Annotated in this window: 13 protein-coding genes and 1 pseudogene; 6 read left to right on the top strand and 8 right to left on the bottom strand. The window is 73.0% G+C overall.

Translation table 11 applies throughout. The features are described 5' to 3' along the window. Positions 1-92: 92 nt before the first annotated feature. Complete coding sequence (gene glgA / locus VSR01_RS35455; protein WP_326453071.1) at positions 93-1,256, bottom strand: glycogen synthase; 1,164 nt, start codon at positions 1,254-1,256, stop codon at positions 93-95. Positions 1,257-1,921: 665 nt separating this feature from the next. Between glgA and VSR01_RS35450 the strand changes: the two genes are divergently transcribed. Continuing rightward, positions 1,922-2,836, top strand: a complete 915-nt coding sequence (locus VSR01_RS35450) for an RNA polymerase sigma factor SigF (RefSeq protein WP_442785744.1) — start codon at positions 1,922-1,924, stop codon at positions 2,834-2,836. Between the two features lie 34 nt (positions 2,837-2,870). Here VSR01_RS35450 and VSR01_RS35445 read toward each other — a convergent pair whose 3' ends face one another. From VSR01_RS35445 to VSR01_RS35435, 3 genes are all read right to left on the bottom strand, one after another. Beyond that, positions 2,871-3,377, bottom strand: coding sequence for a MarR family winged helix-turn-helix transcriptional regulator (locus VSR01_RS35445; protein ID WP_326453069.1), 507 nt, complete (start codon positions 3,375-3,377; stop codon positions 2,871-2,873). Between the two features lie 65 nt (positions 3,378-3,442). Continuing rightward, positions 3,443-4,327 carry an MBL fold metallo-hydrolase gene (locus VSR01_RS35440; protein ID WP_326453068.1) on the bottom strand — a complete coding sequence of 295 codons (885 nt, stop codon included), beginning with the start codon at positions 4,325-4,327 and terminating at the stop codon, positions 3,443-3,445. A 222-nt stretch (positions 4,328-4,549) separates the two neighbouring features. Further along, a complete protein-coding gene (locus VSR01_RS35435; protein ID WP_326453067.1) occupies positions 4,550-6,103 on the bottom strand; it encodes an MFS transporter in 1,554 nt (517 codons plus the stop codon). A gap of 309 nt (positions 6,104-6,412) precedes the next feature. Between VSR01_RS35435 and VSR01_RS35430 the strand changes: the two genes are divergently transcribed. From VSR01_RS35430 to VSR01_RS35410, 5 genes and pseudogenes are all read left to right on the top strand, one after another. Next, positions 6,413-7,822, top strand: coding sequence for a glycoside hydrolase family 3 N-terminal domain-containing protein (locus VSR01_RS35430; RefSeq protein ID WP_326453066.1), 1,410 nt, complete (start codon positions 6,413-6,415; stop codon positions 7,820-7,822). A gap of 182 nt (positions 7,823-8,004) precedes the next feature. Continuing rightward, a complete protein-coding gene (locus VSR01_RS35425) occupies positions 8,005-9,357 on the top strand; it encodes an EfeM/EfeO family lipoprotein (RefSeq protein ID WP_326453065.1) in 1,353 nt (450 codons plus the stop codon). Between the two features lie 70 nt (positions 9,358-9,427). Then, a complete protein-coding gene (efeB, locus tag VSR01_RS35420; protein ID WP_326453984.1) occupies positions 9,428-10,678 on the top strand; it encodes an iron uptake transporter deferrochelatase/peroxidase subunit in 1,251 nt (416 codons plus the stop codon). A gap of 205 nt (positions 10,679-10,883) precedes the next feature. Next, positions 10,884-12,814 (top strand): annotated as a pseudogene (locus VSR01_RS35415) (alkaline phosphatase family protein). 455 nt (positions 12,815-13,269) lie between these two features. Then, positions 13,270-15,822 carry a discoidin domain-containing protein gene (locus VSR01_RS35410; protein WP_326453983.1) on the top strand — a complete coding sequence of 851 codons (2,553 nt, stop codon included), beginning with the start codon at positions 13,270-13,272 and terminating at the stop codon, positions 15,820-15,822. 129 nt (positions 15,823-15,951) lie between these two features. Here VSR01_RS35410 and VSR01_RS35405 read toward each other — a convergent pair whose 3' ends face one another. The 4 genes from VSR01_RS35405 to VSR01_RS35390 all read right to left on the bottom strand — a co-directional run bounded on the left by VSR01_RS35405 (position 15,952) and on the right by VSR01_RS35390 (position 21,134). Next, on the bottom strand, positions 15,952-17,061 hold the full coding sequence (locus VSR01_RS35405) for a transporter substrate-binding domain-containing protein (RefSeq protein ID WP_326453064.1): 1,110 nt from the start codon (positions 17,059-17,061) through the stop codon (positions 15,952-15,954). Between the two features lie 46 nt (positions 17,062-17,107). After that, on the bottom strand, positions 17,108-17,992 hold the full coding sequence (locus VSR01_RS35400) for an amino acid ABC transporter ATP-binding protein (protein ID WP_326453063.1): 885 nt from the start codon (positions 17,990-17,992) through the stop codon (positions 17,108-17,110). Then, on the bottom strand, positions 17,989-19,110 hold the full coding sequence (locus VSR01_RS35395) for an amino acid ABC transporter permease (RefSeq protein ID WP_326453062.1): 1,122 nt from the start codon (positions 19,108-19,110) through the stop codon (positions 17,989-17,991). Before VSR01_RS35395 ends, VSR01_RS35400 begins: the two co-directional genes overlap by 4 nt. Positions 19,111-19,778: 668 nt before the next feature. After that, complete coding sequence (locus tag VSR01_RS35390) at positions 19,779-21,134, bottom strand: ricin-type beta-trefoil lectin domain protein (RefSeq protein ID WP_326453061.1); 1,356 nt, start codon at positions 21,132-21,134, stop codon at positions 19,779-19,781. Positions 21,135-21,267 lie beyond the last annotated feature (133 nt).

Raw genomic sequence — 21,267 nt, 5'->3', positions numbered from 1 at the left:
AGGGTCCGTGTCCGCACCTGATCACACTGTCCGCGCCCGCCCCTGTCAATGGCCGGGCCCGGCCCCTGCTCCGCACCGGCCGCCGCCCGCCGTCAGCCGGGCTTGGTCAGCGAGGCGTACAGGTCGGCGGTGCGGCGGGCGACGGTGTCCCAGCCGAACTCGCGGACCGCGCGGTCCCGGCCGGCCTCGCCCATCGCGGCGGCGGTCACCGGGTCGGCGGTCAGTCGGCCGACCGCCGCGGCGAGCCCCGCCTCGAACTCCTCGGGGTGTTCCTCGGCGTACGGCACGAGCAGACCGGTGACGCCGTCCTCGACCACCTCGGGGATGCCGCCGACCGCGGAGGCGACGACCGCGGTGCCGCACGCCATCGCCTCCAGGTTGACGATGCCCAGCGGCTCGTACACCGACGGGCAGACGAACACCGCGGCGTGGGTGAGCAGTTGGACGACGACCGGGCGGGGCAGCATCGCAGGGATCCAGTGCACGCCGTCGCGCACCGCGTTCAGCTCGTCGAACAGGCCGCGGAACTCGCGGTCGAGCGCGGGGGTGTCGGGCGCTCCGGCGCAGAGCACGACCTGCACCCGCGGGTCGAAGGCGCGGGCCGCGCGCAGCAGGTGCGGCACGCCCTTCTGCCGGGTGATGCGGCCGACGAACAGCACATACGGCCGGTCCGGGTCCACGCCGATCCTGGTCAGGGCGTCGGTGCGGGGATCGGGGCGGTAGGCGACGGTGTCGATGCCGTTGCGGATCACGTGGACGCGCTCGGGGTCGAGCGCCGGGTAGCAGCCGAGGATGTCCCGGCGCATCCCGTCGGAGACGGCGACGACCGCGTCCGCGGACTCCATCGCGGTGCGCTCGGCCCAGCCGGACAGCGCGTAGCCGCCGCCGAGCTGCTCGGCCTTCCACGGCCGCAGCGGCTCCAGGGAGTGCGCGGTGAGCACGTGCGGTATGCCGTGCAGCAGTTTGGCGACGTGGCCGGCCAGATTGGCGTACCAGGTGTGGGAGTGCACCAGGTCGCGGTCCTCGACGGCGGCGGCCATGGCGAGGTCGACGGCGAAGGTGCGCAGCGCGTCGTTGGCGCCGTCCAGGGTGGCGGGCGCGCGGTGGCGGACCGCGCCGCCCGCGGCGCCCTCGCCCCAGCAGTGCACCTGGAGGTCGACCAGCGACCGCAGCTCCCTGGCGAGGAACTCGACGTGGACGCCGGCGCCGCCGTAGACGTCCGGCGGGTACTCCCGGGTCAGCAGTCCGACCTTCACCAGGGCCCTCCCGGGGTCGACGATCGTGTACGAGGTGCTCGCGTGCCTCCTGCCTTCCCCGTTCCCGGCCGCCCTACCCCGCCGGGGGGCGATCAGGTCGAACTCCGGCGGCGGTCCGGTTCGCCGAACCGCGCCGGTCCGGCCCTCGGACGGCCGGCGGACGGCCGCCGGAACCGGCTCCGGACGGCCGGCGAAGCCGACTCCGGGCGCCAATGCACAGTTGGAATCACCCCACTTACGGCTTTTGTCCACAATGCCCTGGCCACAGCATGCCAACCTGTGAAGCGAAGAGGGAACCAAATCGACGGGCTCGACCGTCAGAAGATCAGAACCCGGCAAGAGAAGGTGATCCCAGATGTCCTGCCCCGACGTGAACTGCCGCAAGGGCGGCTGCACCACCGACCCCGAGCGCGGTCGGCCCGCAGGCGGGAGCGGCCCCGCGCGCTAGGACGGCGGCGCGCCCGACCGGCCCGACGGGGGAACAACGGGGGAACACACCGCACTTGGCGGTCGCCGGCGCCGTCCGCGGACGGGTCGCGCGGGTCCGTGGACGCGCCCGGCACACCTGCACGACAATTCGTGAAACGAATGTGGCATACCCCGCCGGCGGCGGGGCAGACGCCCGACGACAAGTCGGACGAGTGCGAGGCGATGACGTGACCACGATGGTTGAGCAGTCGAAAAGCACGGGCGTGACGGCGGACGCCGTGACCGCTACGGCCGGACAGGCGGCCCTGCCCGCGGGACCGTTGGAGACCACCGGCGGGCTTCCGCTGATCGACGACGCTTCTCAGATCGCGCCGAAGGACGCCCGCGCGCTGTCGAAGCTGTTCTTCGACCGGCTCCAGGAGCTGGAGGAGGGGACGCCCGGATACTCCTACGCACGCAACACCCTGATCGAGATGAACCTGGCGCTGGTGCACTTCGCGGCCGGCCGCTACCGCAACCGCCCCGACACCGACCGCGAGGAGATCGTGCAGGTCGGCACCATCGGGCTGATCAAGGCGATCGACCGGTTCGACCTGTCGCGCGAGACGGAGTTCACCACGTTCGCGCTGCCGTACATCGTGGGCGAGATGAAGCGGTTCTTCCGCGACACCTCGTGGGCGGTGCACGTGCCGCGCAGGCTCCAGGAGCTGCGGGTCGAGCTGAGCAAGGCCAAGGAGCATTTGGCGGTGCTGCTCGACCGCGACCCCACGGTCGCCGAGCTGGCCGAGCACCTCGAACTCACCGAGCAGGAGGTGCTGGAGGGCCTGGTCGCCGCCAACGGCTACACCGCGGGCTCGCTGGACACCCCGTACAACGACGCGGAGAGCAGCACCGACGGCGAGGGCCGCACCCTGGCCGACACCTTCGGCGCCTGCGATCCGGCGCTCGAACTCGTGGAGGACTTCCACAGCCTGGCCCCGCTCGTCGCGCAACTGCCCGACCGGGACCGTGAGCTGCTGCGGATGCGGTTCGTGGAGGAGATGACCCAGGCGCAGATCGGCGAGGTGATGGGGTACTCGCAGATGCACGTGTCGCGGCTGCTGAGCCGGACCATCGCCAAGCTGCGGGCGGGCCTGCTGGCCCAGAACTGACCGCGCGGCCCGCGCACCGCGCCGCGTCAGCCGGTCACAGGCAGGACCCGCGGTCCTCGCTGTCGCCGATGATGCCGAAGAGCATCCGCCGCAGGAGCTGCACCTGGTCGCGGGGGAACCCGCCCAGGGCAGCCTGCTCGGCCTCGTCGCAGGCGGCGGCGACCGCGGCGCGCAGGTCGCCGCCCGCCGCGGTGATCTCCGGTATGCGCGCGCGGCGGTCGCGCGGGTCCGTGCGCCGCACGACCAGGCCCTTGCCCTCGAGCCGGTCCAGCTGGCTCATGAGAGTGGTCTTGTCCAGGCCCAGGGTCCTCGCCAGCTCGCCCTGGGTGAGGTTCGGGGTCCTGTCGAGAGCGCTCAGCACGATGTAGTCGCGCAGCTGCAGCCCGTATTTCTCCGCCTGCTCGCTGGTCGCGCCGCGCAACCGCTGGGCGGCGCGGTGCAGGAGCCAGGTGATCTCCGAGTCGACCGTGGGGCCGGTGGCCGCCGCGCCGGAGGGCGTGCGCTCCGGCGCGGTCCGCGTCGTGGACGTGGGACTGTGCATGAGGGAACCGTACGCTCCTTCCGCGTCCCGGCGCCGGGCGCTCCGTGCGGCCGGTCGGCAGGCGCTCAGCGCGGCCGGCCGGCCGCGTCTCCGTCCGCGGCGGGCTCCGGCAGACCGGGCAGCCGCGGAATGCCCTGGTAGGCGTCGCGGTCGTGGGCGGGCACGATCTGCATCAGATCCGCCAGCGCGATCACCCGGAGCAGGTCCCGCCGCACCTGCGCGGGATCGCTGTCGGCCAGCGCCCGCATCAGCCAGGGCCGTTCGACACGGCGCCGGATGCCGTCGAGCTGCCAGGTCAGGTCGCCGACGAAGGCGTAGCGCCGGCCGGACGGCACGGTCACGAAGACGATCACGGAGCCGGTGGTGTGCCCCGCGGCGGCCACGACGACGACCGAGCCGTCGCCGTACACGTCGTAGCCGGCCGGGAAGCCGAGGTACGGCGGCCCGTCGATGGCGTACTCGTGGATCTCGTGGTCGGCGCAGACCGCGCGGAACACCTTGCCGTCCGGGTCCTCGGCGGCGTACCGCCGCTCGCCCGCGGTCATCCAGACCGGCACCCGCAGTTCGTCCAGGCCGCTCACGTGGTCCCAGTGGCTGTGCGTGAGGAGCACGCCCCGCAGCCGGGCGCGGTCGTAGCCGGCCGCGTCGAGCTGCCGGCCCACCGTCGCCTCCACCCGGTAGGGCGAGCGCGCGATCCGCGGCAGGCTCGCGACGTGCGCGGCGACGCCGGCGCCGAAGCCGGCGTCGATCAGCAGGTCGCCCTCGGGATGGCGGATCAGCACCGCGGTCGCGGCGAAGTGGCGCCGCTCCCGGAAGGAGCCGCCGCGGACCGCGAAGGCCGCCCTGGTCTCGTACGTGCCGGTGGGCACCTGGTGGACGGCCATGTCCGCCGGCGGAGCGGCCGCGGGCAGCGGGTCCGTCCAGGCGGAGGGCTGGGGGAGGAAGCGCATGCGGGGGATCGTACGACCTCAGATAGTCTGAGGCAAGACGAATATCCCGGAGGTCGGCGCGGCCGGGGCCCGCCTCGCCCGGGCCGGCCACGGGCGTGGACGCGCCGGCATCCGGGGCGGCGATCGCGCCTCGCGCCGATCGCCGCCCCGCCTACGCCGCACTCCCCCAGTAGCCGCGCCGCCTACGCCGCACCGCCTAGCCACACCGCCTAGCCACACCGCCTACGCCGCGGCGGTGGAGGCGTCGGAGGACGCGGAGTCCGCCGAGGACAGCGGAGTGGCGATGTCCTCCAGCGACTTGCCCTCCGCGTTGACCGCGAGCACCAGGGCCACCAGGCCCGCGGCGCACATCAGCGACGCGCCGAGGCAGAACGCCAGCACGGTGTCGTCCACCACGCCGGACTTGGTCAGGTCGGAGAAGACCAGCGGGCCGCTGATGCCGCCGGCCGCGGTGCCGACCGCGTAGAAGAAGGCGATGGCCATCGCCCGGGTCTCCATCGGGAAGACCTCGGAGACGGTCAGGTAGGCGCTGCTCGCGCCGGCCGAGGCGAAGAAGAGCACCACGCACCAGCAGGCGGTCATCGTCGTGGCGTCCAGCGAGCCGCGGTGGAACAGCCAGGCGGTCCCGAACAGCAGCAGACCGGAGAGCAGATAGGTGGAGGAGATCATCACCCGCCGGCCGACGGTGTCGAAGAGCCGGCCGAGCAGCAGCGGGCCGAGGAAGTTGCCGGCCGCGATGACCGCGAAGTAGTAGCCGGTGTGACCGCTGGAGACTCCGAAGAAGGTGGTGAGGATGTTGCCGAAGCCGAAGGTGATCGCGTTGTAGAGGAACGCCTGCCCGACGAAGAGCGCGAGACCCAGGACCGCGCGCCGCGGGTACGTGGTGAAGACCGTCTTGGCGATCGTCCCGAAGCCGATGCTCTTGCGCTGGTGGATGGTCATCTCGCTCTTGGGCGGCGGCAGCTGCCGGTGTTTCTCCTGCTCGATCCGCTGCTCGACCTCGTGCACCAGGTCGGTGGCCTCGTCGCCGTGGCCGTGGATGAACTGCCAGCGAGGGCTCTCCGGCACGTGCCGGCGCACCAGCAGGATCACCAGGCCGAGCACGACGCCGAGCGCGAAGGTGAGCCGCCAGCCGACGTCCTTGGCGAAGATGCCGGTGTTCAGCGCGAGCACGGACAGCAGCGAGCCGCCGATCGCGCCGAGCCAGTAGCTGCCGTTGATGATCAGGTCGACCCGGCCGCGGTACTTCGACGGGATCAGCTCGTCGATGGCGGAGTTGATGGCCGCGTACTCGCCGCCGATGCCGAAGCCGGTCAGGAAGCGGAAGGTGAAGAACCACCAGGGCGCGAACGACAGCGCGGTCATCGCGGTCGCCGTCAGGTAGACCGCGAGGGTGATCATGAACAGCTTGCGGCGGCCGAAGCGGTCGGTGAGCCAGCCGAAGAACAGCGCGCCGGAGCAGGCGCCCGCCACGTAGAGCGCGGCGGCGATGCCGGTGATCTGGGAGGCGGTGACGGCCAGCCCGCTGCCCTTCTCCGACAGCCGGCCGGCGATGTTGCCGACGATGGTGACTTCGAGGCCGTCGAGGATCCACACCGTGCCCAGTCCGATGACGATCATCCAGTGCCATCCGGACCAGGGCAGCCGGTCCAGCCGGGCCTGCACGTCGGTGGTGACGACATGACCGCCGGCCGCGCGTCCCGCGGGCGCACGGCCTTCCGGGGTCCGCCTTCCGGGCGCTCCGTCACCGGCTGGTCCCGCAACAGGCGAGGCCATCGGGAACCACCTCCTCCTCGTCGTCTCCGGGGGTCCTACGTACCCGCTCGTCCCGATCGTCTGTCCGCATCGGGACCCGGTACGCCCGCAAGGGGGACGCCGCCGCGCGCGGCGCGATCGGCGGCGCCGTCCGGTCAGCGGACGGCGCGTGCGAAGATGCGGAACTGGGCCGTCCGGGGCATGCTGACTCCGTCCCGGGGGTTTCTTCCTGCCCCACGGGACGTCAGCAGCCCCACAGGGAAGCAAGAGGGGGAGCATCCCCACAGCTCCCGGCCCCTGTCCGCCGACGACGAGGTGTGAGATTCCGCCGTGCGCTCCCAGCCGACCGTCCCCGCCGCAACCGCCCGCGCCGCAGCACCCGCGGCCCCGGCCGCCCGCGCCGCCTCGGCCGCGCCCCCTCCCGCCGGGGCCCGGCGGCGGCTCGCACCCGCGCGCTCGGCACAGGTCGCCGCGGCCGCGCTCGGCCTGCTGATCACCGTCTCGGCGTGCGGCGACGGGAACAAGGAGTCGTCCTCGACCACCTCCCCCGCCGCCCCGACGACCTCGGCGTCCGCGTCGGCGAGCCACAGCGCGACCGCGTCGAAGAGCGCCTCGCCGAGCCCCTCGCACAGCGCCACCCACAAGCCGACGGTGGCGCCGCCGCCCCGGACGACCACCGCGAAGCCCGCGAGCTGCGTGGACCGCGCCGCGAACGCCATGTCCGACGCCCAGCGCGTCGGCCAGCTCTTCATGACCGCCGTCTCCTCCACCGGCATGACCCGCGCGGAGTCCACCGCGATCACCGAGCACAAGGTGGGCGCGGTCATCCTGATGGGCCACACCAACGGCGGCACCGCCGCGGTCCGCGGCGTCACCGGCCGGGTGCGCGCGCTCGCCCCCGACGTGCGCGGGGCCAAGGTGGAGATGATCATCTCCACCGACCAGGAGGGCGGCCAGGTCCAGGTGCTGAACGGCCCCGGCTTCAGCGCCATGCCCGAGGCCGTCACGCAGGGCACGTGGTCGACCGGCGCCCTGCGCGCCGACGCCGCCACCTGGGGCAGGCAGTTGAAGGCCGCCGGGGTGAACATGAACCTCGCGCCGGTCGCCGACACGGTGCCGCGGGACCTGGTCGACACCAACGCGCCCATCGGCAAGCTGCACCGCGAGTACGGCAACGACCCGGCGTCGGTGGGCTCGCACAGCAAGGCGTTCCTCCAGGGCATGCAGGACGCCGGCGTCATCCCCACGCCCAAGCACTTCCCCGGCCTCGGCCGGGTGGCCGGCAACACCGACCTGACCGCGAACGTCAAGGACACCGTCACCACGCGCGAGGACCCCTCCCTGGAGCCGTTCCGCACCGCGGTGAAGGCCGGCGCGCCCTTCGTGATGATCTCCTCGGCCGTCTACACGAAGATCGACCCGGCCCACCAGGCCGCGTTCTCCTCGACGGTCATCCGCGACATGCTCCGCGGCTCGCTCGGTTTCCGGGGCGCGGTGATCTCCGACGACCTGGGCCAGGCCGTCGCCGTCAGCGACCTCACCCCCGCGCAACGGGCCCTGAGCTTCCTGCGCGCGGGCGGCGACATGGTCCTGACCGTGAAGCCGTCGGACATCGCCCCGATGACCTCGGCGGTGCTCAGCCGGCTGCCGAAGGACGCGGCGCTGCGCAAGGACGTCGACGACAGCGTGCACCGGGTGCTCACCGCCAAGCGCAACGCGGGGCTGCTCACCTGCCGCTGACCCGCGGGCGCCCGACCAGGCCCGAACGTGGGGTGAGGGCACCCTTACAGCATCCGGCAGGTGAACTGCGGACGAATTGTGGGCCGCCGGGCCCGGACTCATGGGGTCGGGGCCCCGGGGTGTGCCTAGCATGAGCGGCACCCACGATCCACTCGCCCCACCGCACGAAAGCCGGAGGTCCGGTGTCCGCGAAGCCCTCCACCCCGCCCGGCGACGGGCCTGCCGAAGGGCCCGCCGGGCCGGCGGAGCCGGACCGCGCCGCACCGGACCCCGGCCGGCGGGACGGTCCGCGGCGGGACGTGCCGCGCCGCCCGCGCGTCGGCCGGCGCACCTGGCAGGCCGCTGCCGCGCTGGTCGCCGTGGCGGGTACGGTGACCGCGGTCGTCCTGGCCACCGGCGCGGGCGACGGCTCCGGCCGCTCCGGCCGCGACGACGCCCGGAACGCCGCCGCGTCCTCCTCCGACGGACTCCCCCACACCACCATCGACGTCTCCACCGGCGGCTGCGGCAGGGGCTGGACCGACCCGCGCCCCGGCACCCAGGTCTTCGACCTGCACAACACCGGCATCAACGCGACCGAGGTCTACCTCAGCGACCCGGCGACCGGGAAGTTCTACGCCGAGGTCGAGGGCCTGGCGCCCGGGCGCACCCGGCCGATGCTGGTCGACCTGGGCAGCGGCACGTACGCCTTCAAGTGCCTGGCCGAGGACACCGACGCGGTGACCGGTCCCCCGGTGAAGGTGCCGGGCAACCGGCCGCAGGGGCCGGCGACGCTGCCGGTGACCGAGCACGACGTCATCCCGCCGACGCTCGCGTACCAGAAGTGGATCGGCGCCCGGATCGCCGACCTCGCCGAGGGCACCGGGGCGCTGAAGGCGGACATCGACGGCGGCGACCTGACCGCGGCCCGCCGCGACTGGCTCTCCGCGCACCTGGTGTACGAGCGGATGGGCGCCGCGTACGGCACCTTCGGCGACGCCGACGCGGTGATCAACGGCATTGCCGCGCGTACTCCCGGCGCCGTCCGGGACCCGTCGTTCACCGGCTTCCACCGCATCGAGTACGGCCTGTGGCACGGCGCGTCCGCAGCCTCGCTGCGCGCGCCGGCCGCACGGCTGGACGCCGCGGTGCGCGCCCTGGGCAGGACATGGGCGCAGGAGCGGATGGACCCCGCCGACATGGGGCTGCGCGCGCACGAGATCGTGGAGAACAGCGAGCAGTTCGAGCTGACCGGCCGCACCGACTACGGCAGCGGCACCAACCTGGCCACCGCGAACGCCAACCTCGACGGGACCCGCGAGATCCTCGGCCTGCTCGGCCCCCTGCTCGCGCCGCGCGACCCGCGGCTCAAGGAGCTCGACGCCGGTCTGGACCGCGCACAGGCGCACCTCAAGGCGCTGGACAGCAACGGGACCTGGACGCCGCTGGACGAGCTGAGCCGCGCCCGGCGCGAGCAGATCGACGCCGACTTCGGCGACCTGCTGGAACAACTCGCCGCGGTGGCGGCGATCTTCGACGTACGGAGGACGGCATGACGACGGACGCGCACCGCGGGGACGCTGCGCGCACGGACGACGGCGACGGCGCGCAGGCCGGCCGGGGGACCTGCGGCGGCGCGGGTTCCTGCGCGGCGCGGCGCTGGGCGTCGGCGCGGTGGGCGCGGTCGCGGGCGGCGCGAGCGCGCTGGCCGGCGCGGGCGCCGCGGCCGCCGCCCCGTCGCCCACCGCGCCGGCGGGGGCGCCGGGCGCCGCCCCGGGCGCCGTCGTCCCCTTCCACGGCGTCCACCAGGCGGGCATCACCCGCGAGGTGCAGCAGTCCACCGTGTTCCTCTCCTTCGACGTCACCGCGCAGGACCGCCGCCAACTGACCGAGCTGCTGCACACGGTGACCGACCGGGCCCGTTTCCTGACCGCCGGCGGCGTGCCGGCCGCGCTCGGCATCACCGACTCGCCGTCCGACAGCGGCACGCTGGGCCCGCGGGTGCCCGGCGACGGGCTGACCGTCACCGCCGGCGTCGGCGCGTCGCTGTTCGACGACCGGTTCGGCCTGGCCGACCGCAGGCCGGCCAGGCTCAGCACGATGCCGGCGTTCGAGGACGACGACCTGGACGACCGGTGGTGCCACGGCGACCTGAGCCTGCAGCTCAGCGCGCCGCACCCGGACACCGTGCTGCACGCGCTGCGGGACATCGCCCGGCACACCCGCGGCGGCATGCAGGTGCGCTGGCGGATGGACGGCTTCACCAGCCCGCCGCGGCCCAGCGGCACCCCGCGCAACCACTTCGGCTTCAAGGACGGCACCGCCAACCCCGACATCAGCGACCCGGCGACCGCCGCGAGGCTGCTGTGGGCGGACCCCGGCGCCGAGCCGGCCTGGACGGCCGGCGGCTCGTACCAGGTGGTGCGGCTGATCCGGATGCTGGTGGAGTTCTGGGACCGGGTGTCCATCACCGAGCAGGAGCGGATGTTCGGCCGCGCCAAGGACAGCGGCGCCCCGCTGGACGGCGAGCGGGAGTTCGACGCCCCGCGCTTCACCCAGGACCCGGCGGGCGACGTCATCCCGCTGGACAGCCACATCAGGATGGCCAACCCGCGCACCGCGCAGACCGACGACTCACGGCTGCTGCGCCGCGCGTACAACTACGACCGGGGCATGGACTCCAACGGCAACCTGGACATGGGGCTGATCTTCGTCTGCTACCAGCAGGATCTGGAACGGCAGTTCGCCACCGTGCAGAAGCGGCTGGCGGGCGAGCCGCTGGTGGACTACATCACCCCGTTCGGCGGCGGCTACTTCTTCGCGCTGCCCGGTGTGCGGGACCGCGGCGACTGGCTGGGACGCGCGTTGCTGGCGTGACGGCCCGCGCGCCGTCCGCCGGCGCCGTCCGCCGGATGGCAAAGGCCGGGTCAAGCAAACCCAAGGATTTACTGACCCGCTGTTCACCGCGAGGCCACCGAAGGGCCGCTGGTCGGTCGCGGACCGCCCGGACGATCGCGGTCGACACCGGGCGCGAATCCACTGCGCCACGAGTGAAGCGCCATTCAGCGGAGGCAGGAACAGCATGAGCACAACCGGTACGGGCAGAACGAGAAGGGCGGTTCCCAGGGCCGCGCGCTGGGGGGCGTACGCCGGGGCCGCGGCTCTCGTGCTGATGGGCGGCACCGCTCCGGCTGCCACCGCCGACTCCCCCGCGCACCACGGCGGCGACGCGGGCACCACCACCCCGATCAAGCACGTGGTGGTCATCTTCCAGGAGAACGTGTCCTTCGACCACTACTTCGCCACCTACCCGTCCGCGGCGAACACCGACGGGACGAAGTTCACCGCCGCCAAGCACACCCCGAAGGTCGACAACCTGGCCACCGCGGGTCTGCTGACGAAGAACCCGAACCAGTACGCGCCCAAGCGGCTCGGCCCGGACAAGGCGCTGACCTGCGACCAGAACCACGGCTACGGCCCGGAGCAGTACGCGGGCAACGGCGGCAAGGCCGACTCGTACGTCCAGAACACCGAGACCAGCAAGTGCTCCGGCGGCCTCTTCGGCGAGCCGGGCCTGGTGATGGACTACTACGACGGCAACACCGTCACCGGCCTGTGGAACTACGCCCAGCACTACACGCTCGGCGACAACTCGTGGAGCAGCACCTACGGTCCCTCCACCCCCGGCGCGCTGAACCTGGTCTCCGGCCAGACGCACGGCGTGATCTCGGTGGACCCGGCCAGCGGCACCACCGACCCCAAGCAGACGGCGACGCCCGACGCGTACACCGTGGTCTCGCCGGACGCCAAGGGCGTCGGCACGGTCATCAACGACCCCGACCCGGCCTTCGACGACTGCTCGGACAACAGCCACACCTCCAGCAACGCGCTCGCGGCGATGAAGGGCAAGAACATCGGCGACCTGCTCAACGCCAAGGGCGTGAGCTGGGGCTGGTTCCAGGGCGGCTTCAAGCCGGCCACCGCGTGGACGGCACGTCCGGCCACTACGCCAGCTGCGCGGGGACCACGCACGCCAACATCGGCGGCGCGGCCTCGGTCGACTACAGCCCGCACCACTCGCCGTTCCAGTACTACAAGTCGACGGCCAACCCGCACCACCTGCCGCCGAAGAACGTCGCCGAGATCGGCCACAACGGCCAGGCCAACCACAACTACGACCTGACCGACTTCGACGCGGCGGTCAAGGCGGGCGACCTGCCGGCGGTCAGCTTCCTGAAGGCCCCCGAGTACCAGGACGGCCACGCGGGCTACTCCGACCCGATCGACGAGCAGCACTTCCTGGTCCAGGAGATCAACACGCTGCAGCAGTCCGCGCAGTGGAAGGACACCGCGGTCGTCGTCGCCTACGACGACTCCGACGGCTGGTACGACCACGCCTTCGCCGCGCCGCAGAACGGCTCCAAGGACGCCACGGTGGGCTCCAACGGCAAGGCCACGGACAGCCCGGCCTGCCAGGCCGGGCCCGCGTCGGCCGGCGGCTACGCCGACCGCTGCGGCCCGGGCACCCGGCAGCCGCTGCTGGTCATCTCGCCGTACAGCAAGGTGAACGCGGTCGACCACACCCGCACCGAGCAGGCGTCGATCACCAAGTTCATCGAGGACAACTGGAAGACCGGGCGGATCGGCGACGCCTCCTTCGACCAGCGGGCGGGCTCGCTCACCGGCGCGTTCGACTTCAAGCACCCGAACAACAAGCAGGTGCTGCTGAACGCCGACGGCTCGGTGAAGTCCGTGAAGAACATCAGCACCCACACCCCGCCGCCGGGCCACGGCGGCAAGGGCAACGGCGGCGGCAACGGCGCCGGCGGCTCCCAGGCGGGCTCGGGCGGCAACCAGCCCGGCCCCGACGGCAGCACCGGCCAGGAGCTGGCGGAGACCGGCGGCAGCTCCCCCGCGCTGCCGCTCGGCATCACCGCGGGCGCACTCCTGGTGGGCGGCGGCGCCCTGTACTACGCCCGCCGGCACCGCCGTCAGCCGGCCACCACCGCCTGACGCACGCGTCGTTCACCAGGGCCGTCCCGGCAGCCGCCGGGGCGGCCCTCGGCTGTTCGCACCGTGAAGACCGGCGGCTTGTCAAGAGCGCGGCCGTCTCCATGAGTTGAAGACAGATCGGGTCATGACCGCACCCGGCCCCTCGCGGCCCCCGCCGCGAACCCGTCGTGTGCACAACTCTTGACATGGATGAAACACAGGGAGAAACATCACCGTGTGCGTCGGGAGAGCGCTCTCTTGAGTGATCAAGAATGCTGCTTCCCCGTCAGTTCGTGTGCTGTCCAGGCATCCCGCCGTCCGTCCGCTGTCAGGGCCGGGCGGTATCCCCAACCCTTGCCCCCCACCTTGTGGAACCAGGAGAGTTGCCCATGCTCGCTCCCCCCACCGACACGGCGGACCTGAGAGCGACGCCGCCATGGCGTCGCCACTGGGTCGTCGCGGCGGTCCTCACGGCGATGCTCGCCTCGCTGCTGCTGTTCGTGCCCCGCCACGCGGCCCACGCGGCCGACACCCTGCTGTCGCAGGGCAAGACCGCGACCGCGTCCTCCACCGAGAACGCCGGCACCCCGGCCTCGGCGGCCGTGGACGGCAACACCGGCACCCGCTGGTCCAGCGCCGCCTCCGACCCCCAGTGGCTCCAGGTCGACCTCGGCGCCACCGACACCATCAGCTCGGTCACCCTCAACTGGGAGACCGCGTACGCCAAGGCGTTCAAGATCCAGACCTCGGCCGACGGCGCCACCTGGACCGACGTCTACTCCACCACCACCGCGACCGGCGGCACGCAGACGCTTTCCGTAAACGGTTCCGGGCGTTATGTCCGCATGTACGGAACCACCCGCGCCACCCAGTACGGCTACTCCCTCTGGGAGTTCCAGGTCTACGGCAGCATCGGCGGCGGCAACCCGCCGGCGGCCGGCACGCTGCTGTCGCAGGGCAAGACCGCCACCGCCTCCTCCACCGAGAACGCCGGCACCCCCGCCTCCGCGGCCGTCGACGGCAACACCGGCACCCGCTGGTCCAGCGCCGCCTCCGACCCCCAGTGGCTCCAGGTCGACCTCGGCGCCACCGACACCATCAGCTCGGTGGTGCTCAACTGGGAGACCGCGTACGGCAAGGCGTTCAAGATCCAGACGTCGAACGACGGCGCCAACTGGACCGACGTCTACTCCACGACGACCGGCACCGGCGGCACCCAGACGCTGACCGTCAGCGGCTCCGGCCGTTACGTGCGGATGTACGGCACGGTCCGCGCGACCGGATACGGCTACTCGCTCTGGGAGTTCCAGGTCTACGGCACCGCGGGCAGCGGCGACGGCGGGACCACCGGCGGCAGCACGGGCGGCGGCACCGGCCCGATCCAGGGCGGCGGCGACCTCGGCCCGAACGTGAAGGTCTTCGACCCCTCCACGCCCAACCTCCAGGGCCAGCTGGACACGATCTTCCAGCAGCAGGAGAAGAACCAGTTCGGCGACGCCCGCTACCAGGTCTTCTTCAAGCCCGGCACGTACAACAACATCAACGACCAGATCGGCTTCTACACCTCGGTCTCCGGCCTGGGCAAGAACCCCGACGACGTCCAGATCAACGGCGACATGACCGTGGACGCCGGCTGGTTCAACGGCAACGCCACCCAGAACTTCTGGCGTTCGGTGGAGAACATGGCCATCAAGCCGGTCAGCGGCACCGACCGCTGGGCCGTCGCGCAGGCCGCGCCGTTCCGCCGCATCCACGTCGAGGGCGGCCTCAACCTGGCGCCGAACGGCTACGGCTGGGCGTCCGGCGGCTACATCGCCGACAGCAAGATCGACGGCACCGTGGGCCCGTACTCGCAGCAGCAGTGGTACACCCGCGACAGCTCGATCGGCGGCTGGACCAACAGCGTGTGGAACATGGTGTTCTCGGGCGTGCAGGGCGCCCCGGCGCAGAACTTCTCCGCGGACACCAAGTACACGACGCTGAACACCACGCCGGAGTCCCGCGAGAAGCCGTACATGTACCTCGACGGCAGCAACTACGCGGTGTTCGTGCCGTCGCTGCGCACCAACGCCAGCGGCGTCTCGTGGCCCAACACCCCCGGCACCTCCATCCCGTTGAGCCAGTTCTACGTCGCGCACCCCGGTGACTCGGCGGCGACCATCAACGCGGCGCTGGCGCAGGGCCTCAACCTGGTGCTCACCCCGGGCATCTACCACGTGGACCAGCCGATCAACGTCACCCGCGCCAACACCGTGGTGCTGGGCCTGGGATACGCCACCCTCATCCCGGACAACGGCGTGGACGCGATGAAGGTCGCCGACGTCGACGGCGTCCGGCTGGCCGGCTTCCTGATCAACGCCGGCTCGGGCAACTCCCCGCAGCTGCTCCAGGTCGGCGCCCCGGGCTCGACCGCGAGCCACGCGGCCAACCCGACCACCGTCCAGGACGTGTTCGCCCGGGTCGGCGGCGCCGCGGCGCCGGTCGCCGCCCAGACGGCCTTCGAGATCAACAGCAACGACGTGATCATCGACCACACCTGGATCTGGCGGGCCGACCACGGCGCGGCGGCCACCGGCTGGACGGTCAACCCGGCCGACATCGGTCTGAAGGTCAACGGCAACAACGTGCTGGCGACCGGCCTGTTCGTGGAGCACTTCAAGAAGTACGACGTGGAGTGGGCCGGCCAGAACGGCAGGACCATCTTCTTCCAGAACGAGAAGGCGTACGACGCGCCGAACCAGGCGGCCGTGCAGAACGGCAGCGTCCGGGGCTTCGCGGCGTACAAGGTCGACACCAACGTGACCACGCACGAGGGGTGGGGCCTGGGCAGCTACTGCAACTACACCGCGGACCCGACGATCATCCAGGACCACGGTTTCGAGGCGCCGACCACGGCGGGCGTGAAGTTCCACGACCTGCTCGTGGTGTCGCTGGGCGGCCAGGGCCAGTACGCCCACGTCATCAACGACACCGGTCCCGGCACCTCGGGGACGTCCACGGTGCCGTCGATCGTGGTCTCGTACCCGTGAGCCGGTCGGTCCGCTGAACCGGCGGACCGTACGGGGCGCCGGTGAGCCGCCGGCGCCCCTTCGGGGCCAGGGGCCGCCGCCCGGACGTCGTGCCGGGCGGCGGCCCCGCTCCATGTCGCGGTCGCCCGGTCAGAAGGTCGCCGGCGGGTTGACCTGCGAGTGCGGGATGCCGGTGTCGGGGACGCCCCACTTGGCGAAGATCTTGGCGTAGTCCCCGGAGGCGATCAGCTTGTTCACCGCGTCGCTGAGCGCCTTGGCGACCGGCGAGCCCTTGCCGGTGACGAACCCGACCGGCGTGCTGCTGATCTGGCCGAGGTACTTGGTGCCGGCCACGTGCGCGGCGTCGTACTTCAGGCCCAGCGTCGGGCCGAAGGACACGTCCACCTTCCCGTTGGCCAGGCCCAGGAAGATCGGCGCCTGGTCGGTGAAGTAGAGCACTTTGTACGGCTTCTTGCCGCTGTCGGCGCACTTGCCGGCGCCGTCGGTCAGGATCTGCTGGAAGGTGGAGCCCGGGCTGGTGGCCACCGTCAGCCCGCACAGGTCGTCCAGCGAGGTGACCTTGTCCAGCTTCAGGTCCTTCGAGCCGAGGAAGGACTGGCCGTCGTTGAGGTAGGTGGCGAAGTCGACCACCTTCTCACGGGCCGCGGTGACGCCGAAGTTGGCCTGGCCGACGTCGTACTTGCCGTTCTGCACGCCGGGGATGATGGTGGCGAAGGTGCCCTGCTCGGACTTCCAGCGCACGCCGAGCACCTTGGCCACCGCGGCCCGCAGGTCCACGTCGAGGCCGACGCTGCTGCCGTCCGGCGCGGTGCCGGCGTGCGGCAGACCGGTGGTGCCCGGCGCGGGGGTCAGCCCGATGGTCAGCGTGCCGCGCTCGCGCACCGCGGCCGGAAGCTCGGCGGTGAGCGCCGGGTCCGCGGCGATCTGCGAGACCACGTCCTGCGTGGGGATCGCGTCGTCGGCGGCGGCGTTCTTCGGGCCGCCGGAGCCGCCCGTGCCGCCCGCCGGGGCCGGGTTCGAGCCGGCGCCCGAGCCGTCGTCGGAGCTGCCGCAGGCCGCGGCGGTCAGGGCCAGCACGGCCGCGGTGGCGAGCGCGGCGGCGACCCGCGCCGGACGGCGGTGTCTGTGCCGCGCCGGCCGGGCCGACACGGTGGGGGCCGCGCCGGCGGACGCCTCGCAGGACGGGCCGGCGAACGGCTCGGAGGGCGTGCCGGGGGTGGGACGGATGTGCGTGGTCACGGTGTGCCTTTCGGGTGGGTGGCGGGACGGGCCCTTGCGGCAGGGGTCAGAGGACGGCGTCGAGGAAGGCCCGGGCCCGCTCGTGCCGGGGCGCGGAGAGCACGTCGGCGGGCGCGCCGGACTCGACGATCCGGCCGCCGTCGAGGAAGGCGACGGTGTCGGCGACCTCGCGGGCGAAACCGATCTCGTGGGTGACCACGATCATCGTCATGCCGCTGAGCGCGAGGTCCTTCATCACCGCCAGCACCTCGCCGACCAGTTCGGGGTCCAGCGCGCTGGTCGGCTCGTCGAAGAGCATCAGCCGCGGCTCCATCGCCAGGGCCCGCGCGATGGCCACCCGCTGCTGCTGCCCGCCGGACAGCTGCTTGGGGTACGCCTTCTCGCGCCCGGCCAGGCCGACCCTGGCGAGCAGCTCCGCGGCGGCTGCCGACGCCTGGCCGCGCGGCAGCCGGCGCACCGCGACGGGCGCCTCGGTGACGTTCTCCAGGACGGTCAGGTGCGGGAAGAGGTTGAACTGCTGGAAGACCATGCCGATCCCGGCGCGCTGCCGGGTGACGGCGCGCGGGCGCAGTTCGTGCAGCCGGCCGCCCTCGGGGCGGTAGCCGACCACCTCGCCGCCCACCTCGACGAAGCCGGCGTCGGGGCGTTCCAGGTGGTTGACGCACCGCAGCAGCGTCGACTTGCCGGCGCCCGAGGGCCCGAGCAGCACCGTCACCTCGCCCTCGCGCACGTCCAGGTCGACGCCGTCGAGGACGGTGTGGCCGGCGAAGGACTTGCGCAGGCCGCGGACGCGCACCAGCGGGCGTACGGCCGGCGCGGGGGCGGCTGTGGCAGGGGCGGCGTCGGAGGGCGCGGCGGCGTCAGCGGGCGCGGCCGGCACGACGCGCTCGGCGGGCTTGCGGCCGGCGCCTGCGGCCGGGCGGGCGCTCATGACAGCCCCGCCGCGCGCCGCGCTCCCGCGGGCCCGAACAACGGCAGGTTCTCGCGGACCACCTGGCGCAGTCCCCGGCCGCCCGGGGTGCGCCCGGGGCGCGCGCCGTTCCTGCCGCTGCCGCGGGCGTAGTACCGCTCGACGTAGAACTGGCCGACCGACAGGAGCGTGGTCAGCAGCACGTACCAGAGGGTGGCGACGATCAGCAGCGGGATGACCAGGAAGTTCTGGTTGTAGATCAGCTCCGTCGAGTACAGCAGGTCCTGCACCGCGATCACGCTGACGATCGAGGTGGCCTTGAGCATGCCGATCAGCAGGTTGCCCGAGGCGGGCACGATGGCGGGCATCGCCTGCGGGAGCACGATGCGGCGGAAGATGCGGCCGCCGCCGAGCCCGAGCGCCTGCGCCGCCTCGGTCTGCCCGCGGTCGACGGCGAGGATGCCGCCGCGCACGATCTCCGCGGCGAACGCCGCCACGTCGATGCTCAGCGCGACGTACGCCGCGAGGACCCCGCTGAACAGGTGCGCGGTCCGCACCGACACGAACTGCGGTCCGAACGGCACGCCGAACGACAGGTGCGGGTAGAGCGAGGCCAGTTCGTACCAGAAGAGCAGCTGCACCAGCGGCGGCACCGAGCGCACCAGCCAGACGTAGCCGAAGGCGAGTCCGCGCAGGATGCGGTTGCCGGACAGCCGCATGGCCGCGATGCCGATGCCGAGGAGGTAGCCGGTGCCCATCACCGCGGCGGTCAGCCAGAGCGTCAACTCCAGCCCGTGCACGACCGATCCGCGCAGCAGGTAGTCGCCGACCGTCCCCCATTGGAAGCGGTCGTTGGCCAGCAGGGTGTGCACGAGCATCGCGAACAGCACCAGCAGCACGGCGGCGGCCAGCCACTGTCCGGGCCTGCGGCGCGGCACCAGGCCGGCGGCGAGCAGCACGTCGTCCTGCGGGAGCACGTCGGGGGCGGGACGGGCGCCGGACCCGACGGGTCCGGGGGGCGGGACGGCGAGCGGTCCCGCGGCCGTGTCGGAGACCGGGTCGAGAGCGGGGCCGGGGGCCGGATCGGGGGCCGGACCCGGGACCCGGTCAGGGGTCAGGTCGGAGGTCTGCTGCTTCATGGCGTGGGTGCTTCCCGTCTCGTCGGGGGCCGCGGCGGCCGGGGACAGACGCCTCCGGCTCGGGCAGGCGGCGCAGCGGGACCGGCCGGATCGCGGGAGGCTCCACGGCGGGGCGACGGGACGCGGCCGCGGGCCGCCGGTCCCCTGCGGGGGACGGGAGGATCGCGGGCGGGTCGGTGACGGGTCGCGGCGCGCGGGCCCCGGCGGTCAGCGGACCGGCAGGGAACCCGCGGGACACAGTGCGCTGTTCACGCGCAGCAGGTCCACATGGCGTCGTACGACGCGTGACCGCAGGGAGCGACCGGGGTACGCGGCGGCGCGCTTGGCAGTCCGCATGTCCGCCCCCTCGGTCGGGTGGGTCCCGCGGTCGGGACCACGATCGTGTCCACGCTAACCCGGGTGTTCACGCGGCGACAAGCCTTGCCCACCACCCGGACGCCGTACCGGCGATCGGGCGCGGGCCGGCGCGACCGCGGGCGGCCGGCTGCGGCGCCGGGGCGCGGCGGAACGGGAACCGGCCGGGGGCCCGGGAGGGACGGGCCCCCGGCCGGTGCGGGGGTGGGGCTGCGGAGGACCGCCGGACCCCGTTCGGAGCGCGGACCGGTGGATCGGCCGGTCCGCGACCGGATCAGCCGGGCAGCGACCGGATCAGCCGGTCCGCGGCCGGATCAGCCGGGCAGCGACCAGCGCTGGGCCGCCGTGCCGTTGCAGTCCCAGATCTGCAGCTGCGTCCGGTCCGCGGTGGAGCTGTTGGGATCGTCCAGGCAGCGGCCGGAGTTGGGGTTGACCAGCGAGCCGTTGGCGCCGGCCACCCAGCGCTGCGCCACGGTGCCGTTGCAGCTCCACAGCTGGACCTTGGTGGCGTTGGCGGTGCCGCTGTTGCTGACGTCCAGGCAGCCGCCGAGCGCGCGGATCGCACCGCCCGCGCCGGGCACCAGCGTCCACTTCTGCGCGTCGGTGCCGTTGCACGTGTACAGCTGGACGGGGGTGCCGCTGGCGGTCGCGGCGCCCGCGACGTCCACGCACTTGCCGGGGATGCCGGAGGTGATCGGCCCGGAGGCGGTGACGCCGGTCTGGGCGAGCGCCTGCTCCACCAGGGAGGCGGCGGCGTTCATGCCCGCCTCGTTCGGGTGGTAGGGGGACCGGCCGGACGGGGCGGCGTACTTCTCCACCCAGGGCGCGGACGAGCACGCGTCGTGCCCGTGGCTGGCGCCGGCCAGGTCGACCAGGGTCGCGCCGGTGGCGCTCGCGGCGGTCGCGGTGTCGGCGGCCAGCCGCGAGGCGATGCTGCGCTCGTACGACGCCTGGTCGTCGGTGAGCGGCACCCCGGAGCAGACGCCGGAGTCGGGCAGCAGCGTGAAGTACGTGACGAAGTAGACCTTCGCTTGCGGCGACGCGCTGTGCACGGCGTTCACCACGTTCTCCAGCCGGCCGGTGAGCTGGGTGAAGGTCTGGTCGATGGAGGTGCGGTCGACCGAGCCGCAGTTCGAGCCGCCGCCGGTCTGGCAGGAGTAGGAGTCGATGCTGCCGAGGTAGTTCACGTCGTTGCCGCCGATGGTGACGGTGACGATCCGGGTACCGGAGCCGACCGCGGCGATCTGCGGCGGCAGGCCGTTCTGACTCGTGGTCAGGATGTTGGCGGTCACCGCGCCGCTGCAGCTGGCGTCGGTCAGGTTCGCGCCGATGTCGCGGGCCACCACGCTGGCGTAGTTGTTCTGCGAGCGCGCACAGGAGGCGGCGCCGTCGCCCGTCTGCTGCGGCGGGATGCCGGGCCCGGCGGCGAACGAGCTGCCCATGCCGACGTAGTCGAGGCCGGACGCCAGTGCCGAGGGCGCCGCGGCCTGGCGGCTGCCGGCGGCGGACACGGCGGTGGCCGTGCTGGCCGTGCTCGCGGTGCTCGTGGTGCTCGCGGACGCCGAGGGCGCGAGCATCGCGGTCGTGGCCGCCGCGACCAGGGCCGCGGTCGCCAACGGGATGGACAGGCGTCTCCGCGACGCCCTTGCGCTGTCGTACGGACTTCTCATTGCGAGACCTCCACCGGACGAGAGCCGTAGAGCGGTGGGCGTCGCATAAGCCGCTACGGCGCTGGCAACGTTGTCACCCTGCCCGCGCAGAGTAGCAGCGCCCCGCCGGAGCGCCAAGGGGTCCGGCGGGCGG

It is taken from the genome of Actinacidiphila sp. DG2A-62 (assembly GCF_035825295.1).
Classification (GTDB): Bacteria; Actinomycetota; Actinomycetes; order Streptomycetales; family Streptomycetaceae; genus Actinacidiphila.
Note: the sequence above shows the minus strand (reverse complement) of the source record. Positions and strands in the feature narration are given on the sequence as shown.

Bases quoted from the DNA above. Each gene is read 5' to 3' on its own strand.
- VSR01_RS35450 (WP_442785744.1), top strand. From the start codon at position 1,922: ATGGTTGAGCAGTCGAAAAGCACGGGCGTGACGGCGGACGCCGTGACC.
- VSR01_RS35445 (WP_326453069.1), bottom strand. From the start codon at position 3,377: ATGCACAGTCCCACGTCCACGACGCGGACCGCGCCGGAGCGCACGCCC.
- VSR01_RS35440 (WP_326453068.1), bottom strand. From the start codon at position 4,327: ATGCGCTTCCTCCCCCAGCCCTCCGCCTGGACGGACCCGCTGCCCGCG.
- VSR01_RS35435 (WP_326453067.1), bottom strand. From the start codon at position 6,103: ATGGCCTCGCCTGTTGCGGGACCAGCCGGTGACGGAGCGCCCGGAAGG.
- VSR01_RS35410 (WP_326453983.1), top strand. From the start codon at position 13,270: ATGCTCGCCTCGCTGCTGCTGTTCGTGCCCCGCCACGCGGCCCACGCG.
- VSR01_RS35400 (WP_326453063.1), bottom strand. From the start codon at position 17,992: ATGAGCGCCCGCCCGGCCGCAGGCGCCGGCCGCAAGCCCGCCGAGCGC.
- VSR01_RS35395 (WP_326453062.1), bottom strand. From the start codon at position 19,110: ATGAAGCAGCAGACCTCCGACCTGACCCCTGACCGGGTCCCGGGTCCG.
- VSR01_RS35390 (WP_326453061.1), bottom strand. From the start codon at position 21,134: ATGAGAAGTCCGTACGACAGCGCAAGGGCGTCGCGGAGACGCCTGTCC.